The 23,274-nt window shown below is 63.3% G+C and carries 22 protein-coding genes; 13 read left to right on the forward strand and 9 right to left on the reverse strand.

Going from position 1 to position 23,274, the window contains the following annotated elements; translation table 11 throughout:
* Nucleotides 1–42 precede the first annotated feature (42 nt).
* Nucleotides 43–1,701, reverse strand: coding sequence for a thiamine pyrophosphate-binding protein (locus JF545_RS16060; protein ID WP_206943746.1), 1,659 nt, complete (start codon nt 1,699–1,701; stop codon nt 43–45).
* Nucleotides 1,702–1,714: 13 nt separating this feature from the next.
* Nucleotides 1,715–2,032, reverse strand: a complete 318-nt coding sequence (locus JF545_RS16065) for an NIPSNAP family protein (protein ID WP_206943748.1) — start codon at nt 2,030–2,032, stop codon at nt 1,715–1,717.
* Nucleotides 2,033–2,415: 383 nt separating this feature from the next.
* On the opposite strand from JF545_RS16065, the gene yiaK reads away from it, so the two are divergent.
* From yiaK to JF545_RS16085, 4 genes are all read left to right on the forward strand, one after another.
* The gene (gene yiaK, locus JF545_RS16070; protein WP_206943750.1) at nt 2,416–3,429 is read left to right on the forward strand and encodes a 3-dehydro-L-gulonate 2-dehydrogenase; all 1,014 of its coding nucleotides are present in this window, start codon (nt 2,416–2,418) and stop codon (nt 3,427–3,429) included.
* A gap of 184 nt (nt 3,430–3,613) precedes the next feature.
* The gene (locus JF545_RS16075; RefSeq protein WP_206943752.1) at nt 3,614–4,585 is read left to right on the forward strand and encodes a Bug family tripartite tricarboxylate transporter substrate binding protein; all 972 of its coding nucleotides are present in this window, start codon (nt 3,614–3,616) and stop codon (nt 4,583–4,585) included.
* A 49-nt stretch (nt 4,586–4,634) separates the two neighbouring features.
* The gene (locus tag JF545_RS16080) at nt 4,635–5,195 is read left to right on the forward strand and encodes a tripartite tricarboxylate transporter TctB family protein (RefSeq protein ID WP_206943754.1); all 561 of its coding nucleotides are present in this window, start codon (nt 4,635–4,637) and stop codon (nt 5,193–5,195) included.
* A gap of 4 nt (nt 5,196–5,199) precedes the next feature.
* Nucleotides 5,200–6,714: a tripartite tricarboxylate transporter permease gene (locus JF545_RS16085; RefSeq protein WP_206943756.1), complete on the forward strand. Its 1,515-nt coding sequence runs from the start codon at nt 5,200–5,202 to the stop codon at nt 6,712–6,714.
* Nucleotides 6,715–6,881: 167 nt separating this feature from the next.
* Here JF545_RS16085 and hmpA read toward each other — a convergent pair whose 3' ends face one another.
* On the reverse strand, nt 6,882–8,054 hold the full coding sequence (hmpA, locus tag JF545_RS16090; protein WP_206943758.1) for an NO-inducible flavohemoprotein: 1,173 nt from the start codon (nt 8,052–8,054) through the stop codon (nt 6,882–6,884).
* Nucleotides 8,055–8,525: 471 nt separating this feature from the next.
* On the opposite strand from hmpA, the gene norR reads away from it, so the two are divergent.
* The 8 genes from norR (at nt 8,526) to JF545_RS16130 (ending at nt 17,080) form a co-directional block, all read left to right on the forward strand.
* Nucleotides 8,526–10,085, forward strand: a complete 1,560-nt coding sequence (gene norR, locus JF545_RS16095) for a nitric oxide reductase transcriptional regulator NorR (RefSeq protein ID WP_206943760.1) — start codon at nt 8,526–8,528, stop codon at nt 10,083–10,085.
* A 156-nt stretch (nt 10,086–10,241) separates the two neighbouring features.
* Nucleotides 10,242–11,426, forward strand: coding sequence for an NnrS family protein (locus tag JF545_RS16100; RefSeq protein ID WP_206943764.1), 1,185 nt, complete (start codon nt 10,242–10,244; stop codon nt 11,424–11,426).
* A gap of 4 nt (nt 11,427–11,430) precedes the next feature.
* Nucleotides 11,431–11,832 carry a SirB2 family protein gene (locus tag JF545_RS16105; RefSeq protein WP_206943766.1) on the forward strand — a complete coding sequence of 134 codons (402 nt, stop codon included), beginning with the start codon at nt 11,431–11,433 and terminating at the stop codon, nt 11,830–11,832.
* 285 nt (nt 11,833–12,117) lie between these two features.
* Nucleotides 12,118–12,570 carry a c-type cytochrome gene (locus JF545_RS16110; RefSeq protein ID WP_206943768.1) on the forward strand — a complete coding sequence of 151 codons (453 nt, stop codon included), beginning with the start codon at nt 12,118–12,120 and terminating at the stop codon, nt 12,568–12,570.
* Between the two features lie 80 nt (nt 12,571–12,650).
* Nucleotides 12,651–13,991 (forward strand): cbb3-type cytochrome c oxidase subunit I, encoded by a 1,341-nt coding sequence (locus JF545_RS16115; protein ID WP_206943770.1) that lies wholly within the window; start codon nt 12,651–12,653, stop codon nt 13,989–13,991.
* 52 nt (nt 13,992–14,043) lie between these two features.
* Complete coding sequence (locus JF545_RS16120; RefSeq protein ID WP_206943772.1) at nt 14,044–14,889, forward strand: CbbQ/NirQ/NorQ/GpvN family protein; 846 nt, start codon at nt 14,044–14,046, stop codon at nt 14,887–14,889.
* 8 nt (nt 14,890–14,897) lie between these two features.
* Complete coding sequence (locus JF545_RS16125) at nt 14,898–16,847, forward strand: nitric oxide reductase activation protein NorD (RefSeq protein WP_206943774.1); 1,950 nt, start codon at nt 14,898–14,900, stop codon at nt 16,845–16,847.
* The gene (locus tag JF545_RS16130) at nt 16,844–17,080 is read left to right on the forward strand and encodes a hypothetical protein (protein WP_206943776.1); all 237 of its coding nucleotides are present in this window, start codon (nt 16,844–16,846) and stop codon (nt 17,078–17,080) included. The genes JF545_RS16125 and JF545_RS16130 overlap by 4 nt, the downstream gene beginning before the upstream one ends.
* Here JF545_RS16130 and JF545_RS16135 read toward each other — a convergent pair.
* The 6 genes from JF545_RS16135 to JF545_RS16160 all read right to left on the reverse strand — a co-directional run bounded on the left by JF545_RS16135 (nt 17,077) and on the right by JF545_RS16160 (nt 20,832).
* Nucleotides 17,077–17,424: a hypothetical protein gene (locus JF545_RS16135; protein WP_206943778.1), complete on the reverse strand. Its 348-nt coding sequence runs from the start codon at nt 17,422–17,424 to the stop codon at nt 17,077–17,079. The genes JF545_RS16130 and JF545_RS16135 overlap by 4 nt on opposite strands.
* Nucleotides 17,425–17,534: 110 nt before the next feature.
* Entirely contained in the window at nt 17,535–17,822 is a 288-nt protein-coding gene (locus JF545_RS16140) for a cytochrome C oxidase subunit IV family protein (RefSeq protein WP_206943780.1), read from the reverse strand.
* A 34-nt stretch (nt 17,823–17,856) separates the two neighbouring features.
* Nucleotides 17,857–18,510 carry a cytochrome c oxidase subunit 3 gene (locus JF545_RS16145; protein WP_242520918.1) on the reverse strand — a complete coding sequence of 218 codons (654 nt, stop codon included), beginning with the start codon at nt 18,508–18,510 and terminating at the stop codon, nt 17,857–17,859.
* 6 nt (nt 18,511–18,516) lie between these two features.
* Entirely contained in the window at nt 18,517–18,996 is a 480-nt protein-coding gene (locus tag JF545_RS16150; RefSeq protein WP_206943781.1) for a hypothetical protein, read from the reverse strand.
* Nucleotides 18,997–19,012: 16 nt separating this feature from the next.
* Nucleotides 19,013–20,479 (reverse strand): cytochrome D1 domain-containing protein, encoded by a 1,467-nt coding sequence (locus JF545_RS16155; RefSeq protein WP_277987400.1) that lies wholly within the window; start codon nt 20,477–20,479, stop codon nt 19,013–19,015.
* Nucleotides 20,476–20,832 carry a c-type cytochrome gene (locus tag JF545_RS16160; protein ID WP_224851948.1) on the reverse strand — a complete coding sequence of 119 codons (357 nt, stop codon included), beginning with the start codon at nt 20,830–20,832 and terminating at the stop codon, nt 20,476–20,478. The genes JF545_RS16155 and JF545_RS16160 overlap by 4 nt, the downstream gene beginning before the upstream one ends.
* 688 nt (nt 20,833–21,520) lie before the next feature.
* On the opposite strand from JF545_RS16160, the gene JF545_RS16165 reads away from it, so the two are divergent.
* Entirely contained in the window at nt 21,521–23,245 is a 1,725-nt protein-coding gene (locus tag JF545_RS16165) for a nitrite reductase (RefSeq protein WP_206943782.1), read from the forward strand.
* Nucleotides 23,246–23,274: the final 29 nt, after the last annotated feature.

A 23,274-nucleotide genomic window follows, 5' to 3' on the forward strand; every position in this document is an offset into this window, starting at 1 on the left:
CAGCGGGTCAGCGCGTCGGTCGGCTTTGCCAGCACGCTCGCCTCAGGGATTGAGCTGTTCCAGGGTCAGCCGGGGAGACAGTGCCTGGCGATCCTGGCGCAGCTCCAGCAGAGCCGGGGTGGCATTTCGCCGGGTATGCTCCAGGGCACGTGACAGGGCGTCCGCGAAGGCGTCATCGTGGTCCACTGTTTCGCCGAAGGCGCCATAGGCGCGGGCCAGGGCAGCAAAGTCTGGATTGACCAGATCGGTGGCGGACGGCCGCCGTGGGTAGCGCTTCTGCTGATGCATGCGAATGGTGCCGTACATGCCGTTGTTGATCACCAGAATCACCACCGCAGCGCCATACTGGCAGGCGGTGCCCAGCTCCTGGGAGACCATCTGGAAACAGCCGTCGCCGGCCAGGCAGATGGCATCCCGCTCGGGATGGCGCAACTTGGCGGCAATGGCGGCGGGCAAGCCATAGCCCATGGAGCCCGAGGTAGGGGCAAGCTGGGTGCGAAAGCCGCGATAGCGGTAGTAGCGGTGCAGCCAGGCGGAGTAGTTGCCGGCGCCATTGGTCAGGATGGCGTCATCACCCAGCACCTCATTGAGCCGTGCAATGACGTTCTCCATACGTAGCGCGCCTGGCGTGGGCTCCGGCTGTTGCCAGCTGGCGTAGTCGTCGCGGGCGGCGCGGACCCAGGCGCCGCGCTCGACGCTGGGCGCTTCGGCCGCTGCTGCCAGCTGCTCGATCATCGCCCCCGCACAAGCGACCACCGCCAGCTCAGGACGGTAGACCCGCCCAAGCTCACTGGGATCGGCATGCACGTGGATCAGCCGCTGACGTGGCAGCGGTGGCGTCAGCAGGGTGTAGCCGCTGGTGGTCATCTCGCCCAGGCGTGCCCCAAGGGCCAGAATCAGGTCGGCATCACGGACCCGCTGGGCCAGCGCCGGGTTGATGCCGATGCCCACGTCGCCGACGTAGTTCGGGTGGCGATTGTCCAGGTAGTCCTGGCAGCGAAAGGAGGCGCCGACGGGGAGTTCGCACAGGCGTGCAAAGTGGCCTAGCGCTTCGGCGGCGCGAGCCGACCAGCCGCCGCCTCCGACGATGACCAGTGGGCGTTCGGCACTGCCAATGGCGCGCATCACTGCCTGCACGTCGTGCTGCGCGGCGAGCCCGCTAGGCAGGGTGGCGGCAGGCACCGACGCCGCATCACAGTCTGACGACAGCATGTCTTCCGGCAGGCCCAGCACCACCGGGCCAGGCCTCCCGCTCTGGGCAACGTGGAAGGCGTGACTGATGTATTCCGGCAGGCGGTCGACCCGATCGATATTGGCGACCCACTTGGCCAGGGGCGAGAACATGGCGACCAGGTCGACCTCCTGAAAGGCCTCGCGATCGCGCTGGTCGCTCGCCACCTGGCCGACGAACAGTACCATGGGCGTGGAATCCTGATAGGCCACGTGCACGCCGCTGGCGGCGTTGGTGGCGCCCGGGCCGCGGGTGACAAAGGCGATGCCAGGGCGCCCGCTCAGCTTGCCATCGGCCTCTGCCATCATCGCAGCCCCACCTTCCTGGCGGGCGACAATGGTCTCGATCTCGGCGTCGTGGAGGGCATCCAGCGCTGCCAGATAGCTTTCGCCGGGCACACAGAATACCCGCTCGACCCGCTGCTGCTGCAGCGCCTTGACCAGAGCAAGTCCACCGTGAGGATGGGTCATGAAACCTCCTGGCTCAGAGCGGTGAGAAGCGGGTGGAGCGCAACAGCTTGTTGGTCTGATGCTGGACGTTACCGGCCTCGGCGCTTTTCTTGCGATAGGCGATCCATTCGGGGTCCTGTTCCATGGCCGTGCGACGGCGCTCCCGGTCCGCCGCGGAGGCATACCCCCACAGGTGCACCACCTGGTTCTGTGGTCCGGTCTCGGTGACGAAGTAGCCGATCAGATTGCCCAAATGGCGCTGCTGGATGGGCAAACCCTCGCGTTCGTAGAGCTCGAGAAAGGCGTTCAAGCGGCCGGGGACCATGGTGTAGGTGCGGTGGTCGACGATCATGGGATCTCCTGGTGGGGCACGATGGGTGAGGCATTCATTTGTCAATATTTGTAGTACATATGATTAATTCGCGCGAGTACGACCATGGTGGAAGGTGGAGGCAGCGAAGGTAGGAAAGGGTGTTTCGTAGCAGCGATAAGCTAGCGATAAAGCAGAGTTAAGGTAGCGATCTGGTAGCGATAGGGGGTAATAGCGCCGCCCGGTCGGGGCGCGGGGTTGCCGAAGGGACGTCGTTGCTGGTCGCTGCTTCACTAAAGTCGCATTTCGTTGTGCGGTGGCCCCGTCTATGTTGCTCATACAGCAACTTTGTATGATGTAGTACTTAATTTTCGCCGGCGGTGCTGGCCCTGAGCGGCGAGGCACCACCCTCAAGGAGAGGTTCGATGACTCAGGTCACCTTTGACGAGCTGCGCTCGCGTTTGGCCGCAGTGCTGAATGCGGCGGGCCTGGCGCCGGAAGATGCCGAGCTGTGCGCGCGCATTCATGCTGAAAGTACTCGTGACGGGGTGGTCTCCCACGGTATTGGCCGCATTCCGCGTTTTGTCGATTACCTGAACAAGGGGTGGGTCGATCCGGCTGCTCGGCTGAGCCTGGTGCAACGATTGGGTGCCCTGGAAGTCTTCGATGGCCACTTTGGGATTGGCGTTCGCCACGCACTCGACGCCACTAAGCGCGCCATGGAGTTGGCCTCCGAGCATGGCATGGGGCTGGTCGCCGTGCGCAATACCACCCACTGGATGCGCGGCGGCAGCTATGGCTGGCATGCGGTCGAGCGGGGATATGCTGCGATCATGTGGACCAACACCGAATCCTGCATGCCCGCCTGGGGGGCCGCCAGCCAGAGTATCGGCAACAACCCGTTGGTCATGGCGGTGCCAGCCGAGCAGGGCCCCATGGTGCTGGACATGGCCATGTCCCAGTTCTCCTACGGCAAGCTGAACAGCCTGGCCCTGGCCGGCGAGTCCTTGCCGGTGGACGGTGGCTTCGACCAGGCGGGACAGCTCAGTCGCGATCCTGGCGCCATCGCTGAGTCGCGGCGCCTGCTGCCTGCGGGCTACTGGAAGGGATCCGGCCTGGCGATGCTGTTGGACGTGATGGCGGCGCTGTTGTCCCAGGGCAACCCCACCCATCATATCGATACCTTGGGACGCGGCAGCGGTGGCGGCGCCTCCCAGGTTTTTCTGGTCTTCGACCCGCGCAAGCTGGCCGGCCTCGAGGCCTGCAATGCGCTGGTCGAAGGGCTTGCCAGCCACCTGGCCGACGCCGTGCCGGTGGACGCGGGCCGGCCGCCCCGCTGGCCGGGACAATCCACCGGAAATAGGCGCCACGCAGACAACGACAGCCTGCTCGACGTGCCCGATGACCTGTGGCAGGCCGTTCTCGCCCTTCCTAGATAAAGAGCCTTGAGAAGAGGTCAATGAGTCGGCCGTCGCCAAGCGGCAATGTTGTCAGGGCAGGCCAGTATCCGCTTCCACCGGCCCTCGGTGCAGGGCCATCAGTGTAACGCCAGCAGTCGCACCGCCAGCAATCACAATGCCAACAGACCCAAATCGCCAACAACAATGGCAAGGAGTGAACAAGATGCGCAAGTTGATGAGCGTGGCCCTGGGAGGCCTGATCGTTGTCGCCAGTGCCAGCGCGCAGGCCGACTACCCCCAGCGTGATATCCGCATGATCGTGCCATGGGGCGCCGGCGGCGGCACCGATGGCATCGTCCGCAAGATCTCCAATCTTGCCGAGGCGTCCCTCGATGGCACCATCTATGTCGAGAACATCGAGGGTGGGATGAGTGCCAATGGTCTGGTCCAGACGCTGGGAGCCCGGCCCGACGGCTACACCCTGGTGGCACTGACCTACGACAGCGTGGTGACGATTCCCTGGCAGGGGATGCTGGCCGGCTTTGATATCGACAAGCTCGACCTGATCGCGCGTATTACCAGTGAACCCGATGCCATCGTGGTGCCTGCAGACTCGGACTATACAAGCCTGGAGGCGTTGATCGACGCCGCCAAGGCGGCCCCCGGAGAGGTGCGCGCGGGTATTCAGAACATGGGCTCCCGTACCCACCTGACCCTGCTGCAACTGCAGGACCAGGCCGACGTGTCGTTCAAGATCGTGTCCTATCCCGGCGGTGCCGCGCCCCAGAAGGAAGCCCTGCTCAACGGCGAGGTGGACTTTGCACTGACCAGCCTAGGCGATTTTGAGTCGTTGATTTCCGCCGGCAACGCCAAGGGCCTGGTGGAGTTCACCGACGTCCAGAGCGAGAGCTTCCCTGATGTGCCCCCTGCCAGTGAGCTGGGCTACGACATCCAGATGGGCAGCTTTGTCATTCTGGCCGCGCCGGCCAACACGCCGGAAGACGCCCTGACGGCCCTGGAAGCGGCCTATCAGCAGGCCTATGACAGTGAAGAGTTTCAGACCTGGCTGGTCGACGTAGGGGTCACCCCCAACTGGCTGGGTGCCGACGAGGTCGAGGGCTGGGCAGAAGATACCCAGGCAGAGCTGTTCGCGCGGATGGATGAGCTCAAGGAAGCCGGCCTGATTGGCCAGTGAGTCTCGGTTGCCGTCGGGCGCCGGCGGCAACCCTTGTGAGGATGTTGCCATGAAACTGCTGCTACGGGCGGGAGGTTGGCTGGGTGGGCGGCGAGGTGTTGTCGCCTGCCTGCTGGCAGTGACCCTGATCTACCTGGTAGAAGCCTTCAAGATTGCGCCACCACTGCACAATGGTGCCCTGACCGCATCGTTCTTTCCGGTGCTTCTGGGCGTTGTCATGCTGCTGGCGCTGGCCTTCGTCGTGCGTGCCGACCGCCACGCTGACGGTGACAGCGCAGAGGACGAGGCCCCGATGAGCGAGTCTGACCAGGAGGCGACTCAAGAGGCGACTCAAGCGGCTACTGCGGGCGAGCAGGCACCGGCATCAATCTGGCAGGGCGCCCTGGCGGTGACCCTGGCGACCGGTCTCTATATCAGTCTGTTTGCCAGCGTCGGCTACTTTCTTTCTACCTTTGCCTACGCCTTCGCCATGATGCTGATCTTTGGCGCGGGCCGTCCTGCGCTTCGCAGCCTGGGCTTCAAGGCGCTGGTGGCGGCGGTCATCGCGTTACTGGGATACGCCCTGTTCGAGCTGGTGTTCCAGGTGCGTCTGCCGACGCTGTGGAGGTGACGGCATGGACTACCTGATCGAACTGTCCAAGGGCTTCGCGGTGCTGATGCAGCCGGATATCCTGCCCTATCTGATCGGTGGCTACCTGATCGGTACCTTCTTTGGTGCGGTGCCGGGGCTGACCTCGATGCTGGCCATTGCGCTGCTGCTGCCGTTGACCTACAGCCTTGATATCACCGCCGCGCTGGTGGCCTGTGCGGGCATCTTCATGGCCGGGATGTGCAGCGGCAGCATCACCGCGACGACCATCAATATTCCCGGCGCCCCGGCCTCGATGATGACGGCGATCGAGGGCTATCCGTTGCAGCAGCGCGGCCAGGGCGCCAAGGCGCTTGGGCACGCGGCGCTGGCGTCGATGATCGGTGGCGCTATCGGGGCCCTGCTGCTGATGGTCATGGCACCCCTGGCAACGGATGCCGCGCTGCTGATTCGTACCCCCGGCAAGTTCTCGCTGATTGCCTTTGCGCTGATCGTGATCGTGATCTCTCAGCGCGGGGCCATCTCCAAGGGGCTGGTCGCGACCACCCTGGGGGTGATGGTGGCCACTGTCGGCATCGACGTGATGCAGCCGATTACCCGCTTCACCTTTGGTACTGGGGTACTGATGCAGGGCATCGACATCATGCCGCTGGTCATCGGTGCCTTTGCCGTCAGCGAGCTGTTGGTACAGTCGCAGAATCGTGCCAAGCGTACCGTCGAGCGGGATGCGATCAAGGCCAGCGCCATTCGCCGCCGTGACTTTATTCCACCGTGGAAAGAGGTGCGCGAGATCGGTCTCTATCGCTATCTCAAGTCGGCCATGATCGGCTACAGCGTCGGTGTATTGCCCGGTGCGGGCGGCTCCATGGCGGCCTTCGTGGCTTACGCAGAGTCCATGCGCAGCTCACGCCACCCGGAGAAGTATGGCAAGGGCTCGGTAGAAGGTATCGCCGCCGCGGAAGGGGCCAACAATGCGATGTGCAGCGGTGCCTTCGTGCCGATGCTGTCGTTCGGTATTCCCGGTGACCCGACCACCGCCATTGTGCTGGGGGTACTGGTGGTCAACGGCCTGCAGCCGGGGCCACAGTTCCTCGACAGCCAGCTAGCGCTGGTGGCACCGATGTTCATGGCCCTGCTGGTATCTGCGCTGGTGCTGGTGCCCCTGACCCTGTACGTGCTGGGGCCGTATTTCGTGCGCATCGTCTCCATCCGGCGCGATGTGCTGTACGCCAGTATTGCCGTGGTGGCCTTGGTGGGCTGCTATGTGGCGACCTATTCGGTGTTCCAGATGGGCCTTGCCCTGGTATTCGGCGTGCTGGCGTTCCTGCTGCGGCGCCAGGGCTACCCGGTGGCCTGCCTGTTGCTGGGCTTTGTGCTGGGGCCGAGCCTGGAGGAATATTGTCGGCGCTCACTGTCGCTGTCCGACGGCAATCCGCTGATCTTCCTCACCAGTCCAGACAGTCTGTTCTTCCTGGCACTGACCGGCGTGTTCTATTACTTCATGGTGATAAGAAAGCCGGAAGCTCGTCAGCACGCTTGAGGCGCTGGTCCAGCCACCATCGCCATCTTGCATCTGCCAGCAGGCCGCGCTCTGATCCCAGAGCGCGGCTTTTTTACGGATGACGGCGTCGCAGAGGAAGCTTTGTTGATAGCGCTTTGGCGCTAAAGCAACGGTGCTCAAGCGACGGTGACGAAGATCAACAGGGATCAGGCTGCGTGCAGTGGACGCGAGGGACCAAAGTGCTCGTAGTGGCGCTGCTCAGGGGCAATACCCAGGGCGGCCAGGTGGCTGTCGATGGCACTCATGAAGGGCCCAGGGCCGACAAAATAGCACTGGGTATCGGCACCGGGCAGCAGTCGGGCGAGCAGAGACTGTTCAAGGCGTCCCGTGATATCACCGTCGTCTCCATGATCATAGGCACAGATCCGCGTCATCAGCGTCGGGTACTCCCTCACCAGGGCGTCCACTTCGCTGCGAAAGGCGTGGTGGTGGATGTCCCTTGCCGCATGGACATAGCACAGCCGGCGGCCCTGGCTGAGCGCCTGGCGTGCCAGCGGCAGCATCGGCGTCTGGCCCACGCCACCGCTGATCAGCATCACCGGCCTATCACTATTGTCCAGCGTCAACTCTCCGGCGGGAGGCAACAGCGCCAGGGTGTCGCCAACCTGCATCTGCTGGTGCAAATAGTTGCTGACCCGTCCGCCTGGCTCCTGCTTGACCGAGATGCGGTAATCGCAGCCGTTGGGGCTGCCGGACAGGCTGTAATGGCGGTGGACGGTCTCGCCGTCGATGCGCAGTTGCAGTCCGATGTACTGACCCGGCAGCGCATCGGCGACCGGCTGACCATCGCAAGGTGCCAGGATGAAGGAGCGAATGACCTCACACTCGCGCTGGATATGGGCAATGCGAAACTCGCGCAGGCCCTGCCAGCCACCGGGGCGGCCAGCGAAGGCCTGATAGCGCTCGGCCTCTGCCGCGATCAGCAGCTCGGCCAGGTCGCCATACAGGGCTCCCCAGGCGTCAGCGATCTCGGCGGTGACGGCATCGCCCAGGACGTCGCCGATGGCGGCCATCAGGCACTCGCCGACGATGGGGTACTGCTCGGGCTGGATGCCCAGCGAGACATGCTTGCTGATGACGGATTGCATCTGCTGGCGAACCGCCTCGGGCTGCTGGCGCAGCCCCACGTAGGCGAGCACTCCCCGTGCCAGGGCCTTGGGCTGGCCGCCGTCGGCCTGGTGGGCCTGGTTGAACACCGCCTTGACCTCTGGGTAGCGCTCGAACATCAGCGGGTAGAAGCGGGCAGTAATGGCGTCCAGATGCTCGGCGACCAGCGGGGCGGTAGCATCGATGATGGCGTCTTGGGCAGCTGTGGTCATGGTAGGTCCTGTCAGGGAAAGGTGGTGACGAAGGTGCCGTGCATCCTTCATCTTGGCGTCTTGGCGCTGTCGTATCGGAGGCTTGGCTCGCTGCGGACTATTCGTTGCCCTGGCGAGGTGGTCAGCCAGGCTGTCGCAGCGGGTCGGAGGGTGGCCGTTCGCGCCCGTGCTGAAGCGCTGCGCGTTTTAAGATCAAGAGCGCTGCGCGTTTTAAGATCAAGAACGTGGTGACGCGTCAGGCTCCCTCTGCCTGATGTCTCAGGAGCAAGGGCCGTGCCCAGGCGTCATGGGTGCGCCAACTTGCCGCGGCCCTGGCAGGATCGCCAGCGAGGATGCGGGCTGGGGCGGGCTAGGGCAGGCTGGGGCGGGCAGGATGAGCGCGATCGAGGGGCGAGTGAATGTTGCCTAGTGTCATATCGACAGGGTTATTGCTATCTTTTTGACACTGGTCATGTCAAAAGGACAAAGCGGGTGGTCGATTTTCTTCAACAGCTGCGCGGACTGTTGCAGCGGCTGGGAGACCAACAGGGGCCTGAGCTCGCCGAGGCCTGGCAGGGCGTGCTGCGCTCGCTGGTGGCGAGAACGTCGGCGGACGCCAGTGCCTTGCTGGTCGTACACGGGCCAGGGCTTCGACCCGTGGCGATTCAGGGCCTGCCTGATGGGGTCGCGGGCAGAACCTTTGTGCTCCAGGACCATCCTCGCCTGGACGCTATCGCCAAGGCGCCCGGGGTCTGTCGCTTTGCTGCCGACTGTGGGTTACCCGATCCCTATGATGGCCTGCTGGATGACGGCCTGACTCCGGTGCATGACTGCCTGGGTGTCCCGCTGCGCGATGGTGGCGAGCTGATCGGCATGCTGACCCTGGACGCGCTGACACCGGGCGCCCTCGCCGACTTGGATGACGAGGGACTGCTGGCCGCTGCCGAGCTACTGGGCACCTGCCTGCGCCTGTCGCAGCGTCTGGACAGTGCGCGTTTGCAGCTGGCCCTGAACCATGCTCCTGAGAGCCATCGCAACCAGCGCCTGGTGGGCTGGCGCAGCGCCACCATGCGCAAGCTGATGGCGTCGGTCGAACTGGTGGCAGCCACCGACATGAGCGTGCTGGTGCACGGGGAAACCGGTGTCGGCAAGGAGCGTATTGCTCACGCCCTGCATCATGGTTCGCGCCGCGCCGGGGGCCCCTTGGTGGTGGTGAACTGTGCGGCGTTACCGGCGTCACTGATCGAAAGTACCCTGTTCGGCCACCGGCGCGGCGCCTTCTCCGGGGCGGTGAGCGATCACAAAGGCCACTTCCAGATGGCCGACGGTGGCACCCTCGTGCTGGATGAAGTGGGAGAACTGCCTCTGGAGCTGCAGCCGAAGCTGCTGCGGGTGCTGCAGGAAGGGGAGATTCAGCCCCTGGGCAGCGATCAGCTGCGCCATGTCGACGTCAGGGTGGTAGCGGTGACCAACCGGGATCTGGCCCAGGAGGTGACCCAGGGACGCTTTCGTGAAGACCTCTATCATCGGCTCAGCGCCTTTCCCCTTGAGGTCCCGCCGCTGCGCCAGCGCCTGGATGACGTGATGTTGCTGGCCGGACATTTTCTCGAGCAAAACCGGGTGCGACTTGGCGTCGGCAATCTGCGTCTGAGCGACCAGGCGCGGGCAGCACTGCTTGCATGGCACTGGCCGGGCAACGTGCGTGAGCTGGAGTCCCTGCTGGCCAGGGCGTCGCTGCTGGCGATGGCCGAGGTCGACCGGCTGGCGTCACCGGATGCACGACGCAGAAGCCTGCGTATCGATACCGTCCACCTTGGACTGAAGACACCTCCTCTGACGCGCTCAGCCGCCCACCTCGATGAGCAGGTGAGTGCTCAGCGTGGGACCGCACACGACCTATTGCCGCTCAGGGAGGCGACGGACGAGTTCCAGCGCGATTGCATCAGCCAGGCCCTGGCCATGGAGCAGAGCTGGGCCGGAACGGCGCGTCGGCTGGGCATGGACCCGGGCAACCTGCACCGGCTGGCCAAGCGGCTGGGGCTGAAGGCCTGAGGGGTGCCCGGAGGCACTAGCGAGGCTGCTATCTGGAGGCGGCCAGCAGGGGGAAGGTTGGCGTGGCATCGGCAGTGCCTTTGATGTGCATCATGGTGGCGATAGCCAAAGCGGGCCAGACTGGACAAGACCAACGGCTTTACTCGGGTACTTGTCATGTCCTCCATTGCCGATCGCCTGCCGCTGGCACGCCTTGCCTTTCGTCCCTTCTTCTTGCTGGCGGCGGCATTCAGCCTGCTGTCGCTGCTGCTGTGGCTGGGCTACTGGCACGGCGTGTTCCTGCTGTCGCCCCGGGCGGGCATGCTGTGGTGGCACCAGCACGAAATGCTGTTTGGCGTGGTGGCCGCGGTGGTCTCGGGTTTTCTGTTGACCGCGGTGCAGACCTGGACGGGACTGCGTGGCCTGCACGGTGGTCCACTGCTCGGGCTTGTAGCGCTGTGGCTGGCGGCGAGGCTAGGGCTGGCGTTTCCCGGCTTGCCCGAGCCCCTGGTAGTGGCGCTGGACGTCGGCTTTCTTGCGCTGGTCTGTGCAGTGATGGCGGTGATGGTCATTCGTGCCAGGCGCTGGCGTAATCTGGTCTTTATCCCGGTGCTGGCGATTCTGGCCGGGGCCAATCTGGGCAGTCACCTGGGGGTTGCTCGGGGAGACCCGGAGCTGGTACGTCAGTCCTCCTACCTGGCGGTCATGCTGGTCACGTTGATCATGGCCGTGCTGGGGGGGAGGGTCATCCCGATGTTCACCGCCAACCGCATGGGACTCAAGCGACGACCGTCGCTGGGGTGGCTGGAAGGTGCGGCACTGGGCAGTCTGGCCGTGGCGGTGCTGCTGCAGCTGGCCCGGACGTTTGGCATTGAGCTGCCTGATGCCCTGCTGGCCAGTATTCTGTTGTTGGCGGCAGTGCTTCACCCGCTGCGTCTGATCCGCTGGCAAGGGGTGGCCACCGCGCGGGAGCCGCTGTTGTGGAGTCTGCACCTGAGCTATGCCTTTGTCCCATTGGGACTGCTGCTGTGGGCGTTCGGGCTGTTCGGTGTCGGCCGCGTGGAGCTGGGCATTCACGCCATCACGGTGGGCGCCATGGGGACCATGATGCTGTCGATGATGTGCCGCGTGTCGCTGGGACATACCGGCCGTCCGATGCGCTGCCTGCCGGGGGTCGGCGTGGCCCTGGGGCTGCTGGTCATCGCCGGACTGTCACGCTCGCTGCTGTTGGCGCTATGGCCTTCGGTAACCCACTGGGTCTACAGCGCCAGTATTGTGTGCTGGTGCGCCGGCTACGGACTGTTCCTTCTGCACTACCTGCCGATACTGAGCGCACCTCGCCTCGACGGCCAGATGGGCTAGCACCATGTCGGCAAGCCTCTATCTGTTCATGAAATCGCTGCATGTGACGCTGGCCGTGTTCAGCGTGCTGTTCTTCGCCTGGCGCTGGTGTCGCGCCATGCAGGCCGGTCCAGCGGTTGGCTCCCCCACGATGAGAAAGCTCCCTCATGTTCTGGACAGCCTGTTGCTGGCGGCAGGGGTAGCGCTGATGGTGTCGACATCCCAGTGGCCTCACCAGACACCCTGGCTTGCCGCCAAGCTGACGGCCTTGCTGGCCTATATCGGGCTTGGAATGCTGGCCATGCGTCCCTCCTTGCCTGACTGGGCGCGCAGCGTCGCTGCCTCACTGGCTCTTGTGGTGTTTCTCTACATGCTGGGGGCGGCTCATCGCCACAGCATGCTCTCCTGGTTTTCGTCATTTTCATGATCCGATGACGGCTCGTCTTTGAGCTGTATCAATGCTTTTCTTTCAGTGTTTATGGTGACGGAATTGTCTCCATGAAGTGGGCAAATCTCTTTGCCAAAAAAGGGTGAATAACGTCACTCCATTAAGTGGTTGATAGGGCGAATCAATCAATAAAATGGGTGATGCACGTCATATTCCGAGTGTTTTTGTCAGGTATGAAGTCTCTCCTCTTCATACAATGAATATCGGCGCCATGGAGGTCTGTCTTTTCGGCGCCATGGGCCAAAAAAATGAGGAGACGTCGTCATGGCCGAGGGTCTGACAAAATCTGCAGCACGCAACATCTTCTATGGTGGCTCACTGTTTTTCTTCCTGATCTTTGTAGCTCTGACGGCGCATAGTCACTGGTACATCGTGAAGGAGTCTACCAGTGCGCTCCCTCTCACCGATTCGGTAAGGGCAGGCAAGCATGTCTGGGAGAAAAACATGTGTATCAACTGCCATAGCATTATGGGTGAGGGGGCCTATTTCGCACCAGAGCTTTCCAATGTATGGACACGCTACAAGGGACGTGACAACCCAGAGGCTGCTAGAGCAGGCCTGGCCGCCTGGATGCGCGCACAGCCGCTAGCGATCCCCGGTCGTCGAAAGATGCCGCACTTTGACCTTAGCGACGAAGAAATGACGTCGTTGATCGACTTCCTTCAATGGACCGATGCCATCGATGACCAGAACTGGCCACCCCATGAGTCCGGGTAGCAGCCTCTGGCTATGCCAGCCAGTGGTCGGCAGTCACGAGATGGGGTCGAGAGAGGGATAATCCTGGAGGGATATGCAACATGAAATATGAAACGCAGAAGGTGGCCTACGCCTTCTTTCTGGTCGCCATGGGGCTGTTTGCCCTGCAGGTCGTGTTTGGCATCATGGCCGCAGTGGTCTATGTGTTTCCTGATTTTCTGGCCCAGGTCATGCCGTTTAACGTGATCCGGGTTAGCCATACCAACCTGCTGATCGTGTGGCTGTTGATCGGCTTTATGGGCTGTACCTACTACCTGATGCCGGAAGAGGCTGAACGGGAGATCCATAGTCCGATGCTGGCCTATCTTCAGCTGGGCATCTTCGTGGTCGCGGGCGTCGCCGCCCTGGCGTGCTACCAGCTGGGGATCCATGAGGGGCGTGAATTTCTCGAGCAGCCGTTCTTCGTCAAGGTGCTGATCACGGTGTCCTTCCTGATCTTTCTCTATAACACCAGCATGACCTTGCTCAAGGGCCGCAAGACCACCATCAACCTGGTGTTGATGCTCGGCCTGTGGCTGGCCGCGGTGTTCTGGCTGTTCGCATTCTACAACCCGGGCAACCTGTCGGTGGACAAGGTCTACTGGTGGTGGGTGGTGCATCTCTGGGTGGAAGGCGTGTGGGAGCTGATCATGGCGTCGCTGCTGGGATATCTGCTGATCAAGATGTCCGGGGTGGACCGCGAGGTGATCGAGAAGTGGCTGTACGTCATCGTCGGTCTGTCGCTGTTCTCGGGGCTACTCGGCACCGGACACCACTACTACTGGATCGGCACCCCCAGCTACTGGCAGCCCATCGGCAGCATCTTCTCGACCCTTGAGGTGATTCCGTTCTTCGCCATGGTGGTGTTCTCCTTTGTGATGTTCTGGAAGGGCTCGCGCAATCACCCCAACAAGGCGGCCATGCTGTGGACCATGGGATGCCCGACGGTGGCCTTCTTCGGTGCCGGGGTGTGGGGCTTCATGCATACCCTGTCCTTCATCAACTACTACTCCCACGGCACTCAGGTGACGGCAGCCCATGGCCATCTGGCCTTCTATGGCGCCTACGTGATGCTGATCCTCGGGGTGATCAGCTATGCCATGCCGCAGCTGCGCCGGACTCAGCCCTTCCACCAGGTGCTCAATATGTGGGGCTTCTGGATTCTGACGTCGGCCATGTGCTTCATGACCTTCACCCTGACCTTTGCCGGTGCGGTGCAGACCCATCTGCAGCGGGTGCTGGGAATGAACTACATGGAGGTGCAGGACCAGCTCGGCCTGTTCTACGCCATGCGCCTGGGCACCGGTATCGCTGTGGTGGTGGGCGCGGCGCTACTGCTCTATGCCTTGTTCGGGCCGATTCGCCGTGGCACGGCGGCGGGCTCGACACTGTCTGCTGCCTGACCCGCATCGAGGCCGTCTTAGGGCGGCCTCGAATGTCTGGAGGACCCCCTTGATGACTCACGCTTCACTCTCACCACTACTCTCACCACTACTCGCACCACAGCCGCGCAGCCTGGCCGCTGACAGCGTACCGTTCTACCAACCTCAGGGTAACGAAGTCGCGCTGTTCGAGCATGCCTATCGCCAGCGGCTGCCGCTGATGCTCAAGGGGCCCACGGGCTGCGGCAAGACGCGTTTCGTGCGTCACATGGCAGCGCGGCTTGGCCTGCCGCTGCATACGGTGGCCTGTCATGATGACCTGACGGCGTCAGATCTGACCGGGCGCTATCTGCTCAAGGGTGGGGAAACCGAGTGGTCCGATGGCCCCCTGACCCGGGCGGTTCGCGGCGGTGGGATCTGTTATCTGGATGAGGTGGTGGAAGCACGCAAGGACGTGACCGTGGTGCTGCATCCGCTGACCGATGACCGGCGCCTGCTGCCGCTGGAGCGCACCGGCGAGCAGCTTTTGGCCCCGGATGATTTCATGCTGGTGGTGTCCTACAACCCGGGCTACCAGCATATTCTCAAGACCCTCAAGCCCAGCACGCGCCAGCGCTTCGTGGCCATCTCGCTGGACTTTCCCGCGGCATCGATCGAAGTCGACATCGTAGCCCGGGAGAGCGGCCTGCCCCGTCAGCGCTGCGAGGCGCTGGTCAGCCTGGCCGCCCGGCTCAGGACGATGAAGGGCCAGGATCTGGAGGAGGGCGTCTCGACACGCCTGTTGATCTACTGCGCCAGCTTGATCCAGGCCGGCATGCCGGTGCTGGACGCCGCCCGGGCAGCGCTGCTGGAACCTCTCAGTGACGATCCTGATGTGCTGAAGGGCATCGAGGATGTCGTCACCGCCACGTTTGGGTAGCCACTGTCATGCTGGAGTTTCTTGAGGTCGAGGAGTTCGTGGGCCGTCGCTGGCACCGCTGGGCGTCCCGCGCGGCGAGCTACCCGGAGTATGCCGAGGCGGCGGTTCACCTCGATGAGCTGTCTCGCCCGCTGGGGGTGCTGTTTCGCGCCAGCGGGGGAGACCCGGGCCTGACCATCGAGGCCATCGGCAAGCGTGCCTCTCGCCACCGGCTGTCGTGGCGACAGCGGCTAGGTTTCGATGAAGAAGCGCTGGAGGTGGCGCGGCGAGATAGCGAACACCTGCTGCTGCCGCCGCGCCTGGCGCTGCTGCCCGAATGTGCCCTGAACCTGGACCTGTATCGCTGGTTGGTGATGTTTCTGGCTGAGGCCCGTCCCATCGCTGCCGCGAGCGACCCTCTGGTTCGTGACCTGGCGTCGCTGGCTGAGGCCCGGCGCTGTACCGAGGCCACCCTGGCGCGCTATCCGGGGTTCGCCGCCCGTCACGCGCGACTCTGTCGGGCGCTGCTCAAGGCGCGTCCTCAGCGCCGTGGATTGCCACCGGCAGAGGCCGCCGTGGAGGCGCTGGTTCGCCGCCTGCTGGGGGATGACGCTGGTGAGGCGTCGCCCTGGTGGGACTGGCTCCAAGATGGCGCTGCAAGGACATGCCCTGAGGTGCGGGCACCCAAGGGCTATCGTCACTACCTGCCACTGCCGTTGTGGGGCGAGGCACTGAGCCCCATGACCCTGTCGGGGGCGAGTGATGACGATGAGGACCGCGACGATGCGTCAGCCTTGCCCAAGGCGGTCGAGGTGGAAGGTGCCAAGCGCAAGGCCGAGCGACATTATCAGGACCAGGCGGAGAGGGACGATCCGCTGATGCTGAATGCCTCGGAGAAGATGCTGTCCTGGGCGGAGATGGTCAACGTCAACCGTCAGCTGGAGGATGAGGACGAAGAGGCCGCGCGGGAAGCCGCCGACCAGCTCGACGAGATCACCTTGAGTCGCCACCAGCGGCGCGCGGCGTCACGCTTGAACATGTCGCTTGAGCTGGCGCCCCACGCCGTTGCCGACAAGGCGCTGGTAGCGAGCCAGCCTGATGAGGTGCTGTACCCCGAGTGGAACTACCGCAAGGGGTGCCTGCTAGCGGACCACTGCCGGGTGATTGTCGAGCCCGCCACCGACGAGGCCGAGCCCTGGCAAGGGGATCAGCAGGCGTCTCGACGGGTGCGCAAGGTGCGCCGACAGTTCGAGGCGCTCAGGCCGCGGCGTGAGTGGCTAAGAGGCCAGGCGGAGGGCGACGAGCTGGATCTTGACGCACTGGTGCGGTGTCGCTGTGACCTGGCGGCAGGGAGCCAGGCCAGCGATCGGCTGTTCGTCGATTCCAGGCCCCAGGGACGGGATCTGGCGGTGTCGATCCTGATCGACGTATCGCTCTCCACCGATGCCTGGCTCGATAGCCGTCGGGTCATCGACGTGGCCCAGGAAGCACTGATGGTGCTGGGACATGGCATTGCCGACTGTGGCGACGATGTCAGTATTCATAGTTTTACTTCCCAGCGCCGCCACAGGGTCTGGGTGCGCCAGCTCAAGGGCTTTGATGAGCCCATGGGAGAGCGTGTCGAACGCCGCATTTCGGCGCTGACGCCGGGTCACTATACCCGCATGGGACCGGCAATCCGCCATCTGGCGAAGGGGCTGGTGGACCATCCTCGTCGACACCGCCTGGTGCTGGTGCTGACCGACGGCAAGCCGAACGATACCGACTATTACGAGGGACGATACGCCATCGAGGACACCCGCCATGCCGTGCGCGAGGCCATGCGCGACGGGGTACGGGTGTTCGCGGTGACCATCGATCGCGAGGCGAGCCGCTACCTGAGCCGTATCTTCGGCCGTTCGGGCTACGCTATCGTGCCGCGGCCGGAACATCTGGCGCTTGCGCTGCCGGGCATCTATCGCCAGCTGGTGGCGCAATGAGTGACGTTCGCAGCGATGCCAGCCACCACGACAGGAACCAGCGCAGAGGGACTTCACTACGCCATCGGCTGGCGTTGGTAGCCGGCCTGGCACTGGCAGTGGCGTTGCTGACGCCGCTGGCCTGGCTGATCCATCACCGAGACTGGGGAGTGCTGCTGATGCCGCTGGTCCCCGTGGTGATCTGGTGGACCCTTAACGCGTGGCGTTATCTGGAGCAGCGATTCCCTGGCTAGCGGACGAGGTCCCGGATACCCACTATTTCGTAGGCAAACTGGGCGCTGTCGTGGCGATAGATGTCGGTTCTCAGCACGCGCTGTCCCAGCAGCACCGCCGGGGACGAAAAGTTCAGTGCACTCTGGGTGCAGTCACCGTAACCCCACTGGATCTGGTAGTGGTCATTGCTCTGGCGATCCAGCACGAAGGGGTAGGTGACCAGCGCCTCTTCTGCGTGGTCGCGAGCGTAGCCGTAGACCTGCTCGGAGGTCAGGTCGCCGTGTTCGTCGATCACCGCGATCAGGCGGATGGTCTCGCTCGGGTCATCCTCGAAGGTCATGTCAACTTCCACGGCCTTGTTCATCATGGCTCCTTGGGTGTTGGTCGTGTTTTGTCTGTTTCGGGCAGGTCTGTTTCGGCCGGGTCTGTTTCAGTGGGGCTGTTTTTGGCGGGGGGCTTGGCAGCGAGGCCGCATCAGTCCATTGCCAGCCAGCGCGGCAGCAAGCCCGCCGCCGCGAGGCAAAGTCCCATCACGCCGACCATGATCAAGAGTCCGCCGCGCCAGGCGGAAGGGGCAATACGCAGGTCGAGGTAGTTCGCCAGGATCTGTTGTGCCTTGATCAGGCTGGCGCCGATCACCAGCGTCAGGCCCCACCAGGGCAACTCGCCCCGATGCAGGGCGCCACTGGCCATGGCCAGCAGCGTCATCAGCATCAGTAGCGCCCAGGTCCGCCAGCGGCGTCGTTGTAGGTCGTGGTGCATGGTCGTGGTCCCTACGATACGGGTGTCGTTGGCGTCATCTCACCAGATACAGCAGCGGATAAAGCAGCACCCAGACCAGGTCCACCATGTGCCAGAAGGCAGCGACGGTCTCCACCGTATGGGGGTGTGGGCGCCAGGCGGCGATGGCCAGCAGGCATAGGCCAAATATGACGTGTGCCGCATGAAAACCGGTCAGGCCGATATAGAAAGTGAAGAAGGTGACGCTATTGGGTATTGGGCTGGTAAAGAACTCGAGGTGATATTCGAAAGCCTTGATCACGCAGAACAGGATACCCAGCGCCATGGCGATCCAGAGCCGCTGACGGGTGCGGCGTCGCTGTCGCGCAGAGGGTGGTTGTCGGGAGGCGTCGACGGCCAGCGCTGCGGCCAGGCCGCTGGTGAGCAATACCAGGGTATTGAGACCGCCGATCAGCGGCGCGAGATGCTGTTGGCCGAGCAAGAAGGACTGCGGTGCGTTCGCACGGTGCCAGGCAAACACACCGAAGAAGGCCGCGAAGACCAGCAGCTCGCTGAGGATCAACACCCACATCAGCGGGTTGCCAGGCAGGCCCGACAGCGGGCCCCAGCCCGGATTGGGCATAGCGCTGGGACTCTTATCGCTGGGCATAGCGCTGGGACGCTTATCGCTGGGGCCTTCGATATCACGCCTTCGCTTGAGGTTCGCCATGACGTATCAGTGTGGCGGCGCGTCGGTGAAGCGAATGCGACAGCCCCCAAGCCATGGCGACCATGGGCACGGAATCGCTTGCTGCGCCAACAGTCGGCGAATGCCGAGGGCGCAGCGTCCCACCATCCAGATCAGCGCCAGGGTAATCCCCGCGTAGCCATAGACCCAGCCGACACGTCCGTTCAGTGCCAGGGCCTCACTGGCGGTACCGATCAGCTGCCACAGGCCAAGCCCCACCAGGCCAGCCGCGACGCCATACCAAAAGGTCGCCAGCTGAAAGCGCAGATGACTGAGGAGCAGGGCAGCGGCGGGGCGTCGCAGCAGCAGCCACAGATGCGCCACGAGGGCACAGACAGGGGCCGTCACCACCGCCATGACGCTGCCCAGCATCAGGGCATACAGCAGCAGAACCCGACGCTGTTGCGAGTGAGAGGCGGACGGCGGGTGGTGATCGTTGCTGTCCTGTGACAGGGGGCGACTCGGCATGCCTTGTCTCCTGGGCCTACAGGCCGATGCGGTGGGCGCGGTCGGTGAAGAAGATGCCGCTCGGTGAGGCGATATCGAGAGTCGCTAGAAGCTCGAAGGTGGCGGTGTCATAGACCACCACCTGGTCGGAGTCACGGGCCGAGATCCATACCTCTTCGCCGCGGGGACTGAACTCCATATGCAGCACGGCCTGGCCTGGCGTCAGCGACCTGATGACATCTCCGCTCTCGCTGTCGAGGACCTGGACCATGTCGTTATCCGGATAGGCGAAGTTGACCCACAGCTGTCGCTGGTCCGGGCGACTCATGACAAACACTGGCTGGCCATGTACCGCGATACGGCGTTCGAGCTGCCAGTCATCGAGACTGGCCATCAGCACCTCATGGCGGCCTACCGCCGGCCACCAGGCGTGATCGTTGGCGATGGTCCAGCCTTCCAGGTGCGGCATTTTGTAGACCGGCAGTGACTCGTCGCCCTGACGGTAGCCGGAAAGCACCGGCTCGACCCCGCGCTCCGGATGCCACAGGTCGAGTCGGGCCAGGTGGTCCTCGCCGAACAGTCCCGCCACATAGTAGCGGCCGATAGGGTCGATCAAGGCGTCGTAGGGTCGGTCACCGATCCGCGTAAAGCGGGTGACGGTGGGCGCGTCTCCGCTGGCCAGGGGCGTCGTGTCGAGTATCTGAATCTCGTCTGCCTCCCACAGGCTGTAGACGAAGCGGTGTCCTGGCGCATCCACCAGACCGACCACCTTCGACAGGGCTTCATGACCGCTGTTGTGCTGACCGCTGTTGTGCTGATCATTGTGCTGACCGCCTGATGGATAGCGTGCCGGGACCTCGGCCAGCAGCGTCAGACTATCCGAGTCGAACAGCTTGACCCCGCCGGGCTCATAGTTCGCCACCGCCACGATGCGCCCGTCCTGGGATATCGCACCGCCAATGCTGTTGCCTGACTGAATGACCCGGGCGGCGATACGAGTGCACAGCAGGTCCACCTTGGTCAGCCCGCCATCACGCCCGAACACATAGGCGTAGCGCTCGTCACTTGAGAACTTCACCGAGGCATGGGACAGATCCCCAAGCCCCTCGATGCGACCAATCACCTTGTGTGCGCGGCGGTCCACCAGCGCCAGTCGGCCATCTGCCCGCTCCACCACTACGCCGAGTCCTCCGGTGGCACGCAGCTGGCAGGCGTCGGTGTCTTCTGGCAGTGCAGCGGGGGAAGGTAACGTGCCAAGCGAGTCGGTCGTGTGGATCGTCGTGGTGTCCTCGGGACGATCCTGTCCCATGGCAAATCCCGAGCCCAGCAGCAGGCCAGGCACCAGACCAAGCATCAGACCAAGCGACAGCATGGCGCGACAACTCCGCCATGCGGTGGATAAGGCGGGCGACAGGGCGGTGGGTGACGTGGGCGCCGGTGACGCAGTCACGGTGCTCGCGTCACGTTGGGAGCCGTGCCCGAAGCGGGAAAGCGTGGTGGTCATGGAGACTCCTGGGGAGCAGCAGGCTGATGCTTCAGGGCTTCAGCGATCCAGTGGGCCTGCTGCGGGGACAGCACGCCACGCCATGGCGGCATGGCGGTGCCGGGCAGGCCATCGAGGATAAGCGTGGTCAGCGTGTCGGTGTCATAGGCAGACAGTCGCTCGCTGGTGAGGGGGGGGCCAAGCCCTCCCTTCAAGGTCATGCCGTGGCAGGACCCGCAGTCCTGGTGCAGCAGGTTATCGAGGGCTGCGGGGTCGACACCGTCGGCCGCAGGCGTCGCCGCCGCGACCATGGAGGTTGGGCTCAGCAGCAGGCCTGCTGCCATCAGACCGGCTGTCGCCAAGCGGGCTGACATCCGACTTGCCGCCCAGTGCTTCACCAACCGTTGATGTGGATAGGGTCGCACTACCCTCCCCCCGCACCGAGCTGGCGCTAACCGGGTGAAGTGGCGAAAAACATATCGCAATGCCATGGAAACACTGCCTCCAGCGATGGACCTGTTGCGTTCGCCAGTGTCCTTGATTCATCAAGAATATGTATTGATATGGATCGTTGTTTTTCCATTGAAAGCGTCAGTGATGGAAAGAAGTTGTATTGAGTAGTCCAGTTTTAAAGATCTGTCGATGCCCAGGGAAACGGTTAGATGATACGCGTCAATATCTTGCTTGAAATGGCATGAAACTATCTTTTTGCGACAATAAATAGAGGGGTATTTTTTCGATAAGCTTTTGAAAATAAATATAAATATGGCTGACTGCCATAAGGGGTGGAAATAGTTGATGAGGATCAAGAGTCAGCGAGAGACCAAGTGAAATTGTCGGGAATGCACGTTTCCATAATGGCAAGGAGAAACATCGCCGATGGCGGATGCCCTTAGGGCTATCGTCCGGCGTGTTGATAGCACCAAATGATGACAAGAGTTTTGCGAGAAAAGAGCAATAGCGCGCACAAAAAGAGTGGCAAACACCTGGCGACATTTTCACCTTGTGGCTCAGCCGAGGCCCCGGGTGAAAGACACGTGGATCATGACTCGAGGTGAAACGATGACCAGCAGCGTCACGACTCTCAAGCCCCTGGCCGCAGCGATCGCCATAGTGATCGCCGGCCTGGGCAGCGCCTACGGCGCCGACAAGACCCTGTCCCCGGAGGAGTCCGCTTATCAGGGCAGCCCATCGGGTATCGACCCTGCTGCGGTGATGATGCCCGACGAGGAGGGCGCCCCCGCCATGTCGCGGGAGGAATTCGAACACGCCAAGGAGATCTACTTCGAGCGCTGTGCCGGTTGCCACGGTGTCTTGCGCAAGGGGGCCACGGGCAAGCCGCTGACGACGGATATCACCCGGGAACGGGGCGTCGACTATCTCAAGACCTTCATCACCTACGGCTCGCCCGCCGGCATGCCCAACTGGGGCACGTCAGGCGAGCTCAGCGACGGCGAGATCGACATGATGGCCCGCTATGTCATGCACGAGCCACCGGTGCCCCCGGAGTATGGCCTGCAGGACATGAAGGACACCTGGACGGTATTCGTCGCACCGGAAGATCGTCCCACCGAGCAGCTGAACGACCTGAACCTCGAAAATCTGTTCTCGGTCACCCTGCGTGATGCCGGCCAGATCGCCCTGATCGACGGTGACAGCAAGGAGATCGTCAAGGTCATCGATACCGGCTATGCGGTGCACATTTCCAGGATTTCTGCCTCGGGGCGCTACCTGTTCGTGATCGGCCGGGATGCCAAGGTCGACATGATCGACCTGTGGATGGAAGAGCCCACCACCGTTGCCGAAATCAAGGTGGGCCTGGAAGCCCGGTCGGTCGAGACCTCCAAGTTCGAAGGCTTCGAAGACCGCTACGCCATCGCCGGCACCTACTGGCCGCCCCAGTACGTGATCATGGACGGCGAGACCCTGGAACCGATGAAGATCGTCAGTACCCGGGGCATGACCGTGGGTACCCAGGAGTACCATCCGGAGCCTCGTGTTGCCGCCATCGTCGCCTCCCATCAGCACCCGGAGTTCATCGTCAACGTCAAGGAAACCGGCAAGGTTCGCCTGGTCAACTACGAGAATCTGGACGCCCTTTCCAGTGTCGAGATCGAGACCTCTCGCTTCCTGCACGATGGGGGCTGGGACAGCACCGGTCGTTACTTCCTGACCGCCGCCAACCAATCCAACCAGATCGTGGTGATCGACGCCAAGGAGCGCGAGCTTGAAGCCATCGTCGACGTGGGCAAGACCCCGCATCCAGGACGCGGTGCCAACTTTGTCGACCCCGAGTTCGGGCCGGTGTGGGCGACCAGCCACCTGGGCGACAACACCATCTCGCTGATCGGCACCGACCCGGAGGGTCACCCTGATCAGGCCTGGCAGGTGGTGCGCACCCTGGAAGGACAGGGCGGTGGTTCACTGTTCATCAAGACCCATCCTGAGTCCGAGCATCTGTATGTGGACACCGCGCTGAACCCGGCCGAAGCGATCAGCCAGAGCGTTGCCGTGTATGACGTCAATGCGCTGGAGGAGGGCTTTAGCGTGCTGCCCATCGCCGAATGGGCCGATCTGGGTGAGGGGCCCAAGCGGGTGGTTCAGCCGGAATACAACCGCGCTGGCGACGAGGTCTGGTTCTCGGTGTGGAACACCGCCGATCAGACCTCCGCCCTGGTGGTGGTGGACGATGAAACGCTTGAGCTTGAGGCGGTCATCAAGGACGAGCGACTGGTCACGCCGACTGGCAAGTTCAACGTCTACAACACCCAGCACGACGTCTACTGACGTCAGGGTGGGCCGCCGTGATGGCGGCC

This window comes from Halomonas litopenaei, assembly GCF_017303055.1.
GTDB classification, from domain to species: Bacteria; Pseudomonadota; Gammaproteobacteria; order Pseudomonadales; family Halomonadaceae; genus Halomonas; species Halomonas litopenaei_A.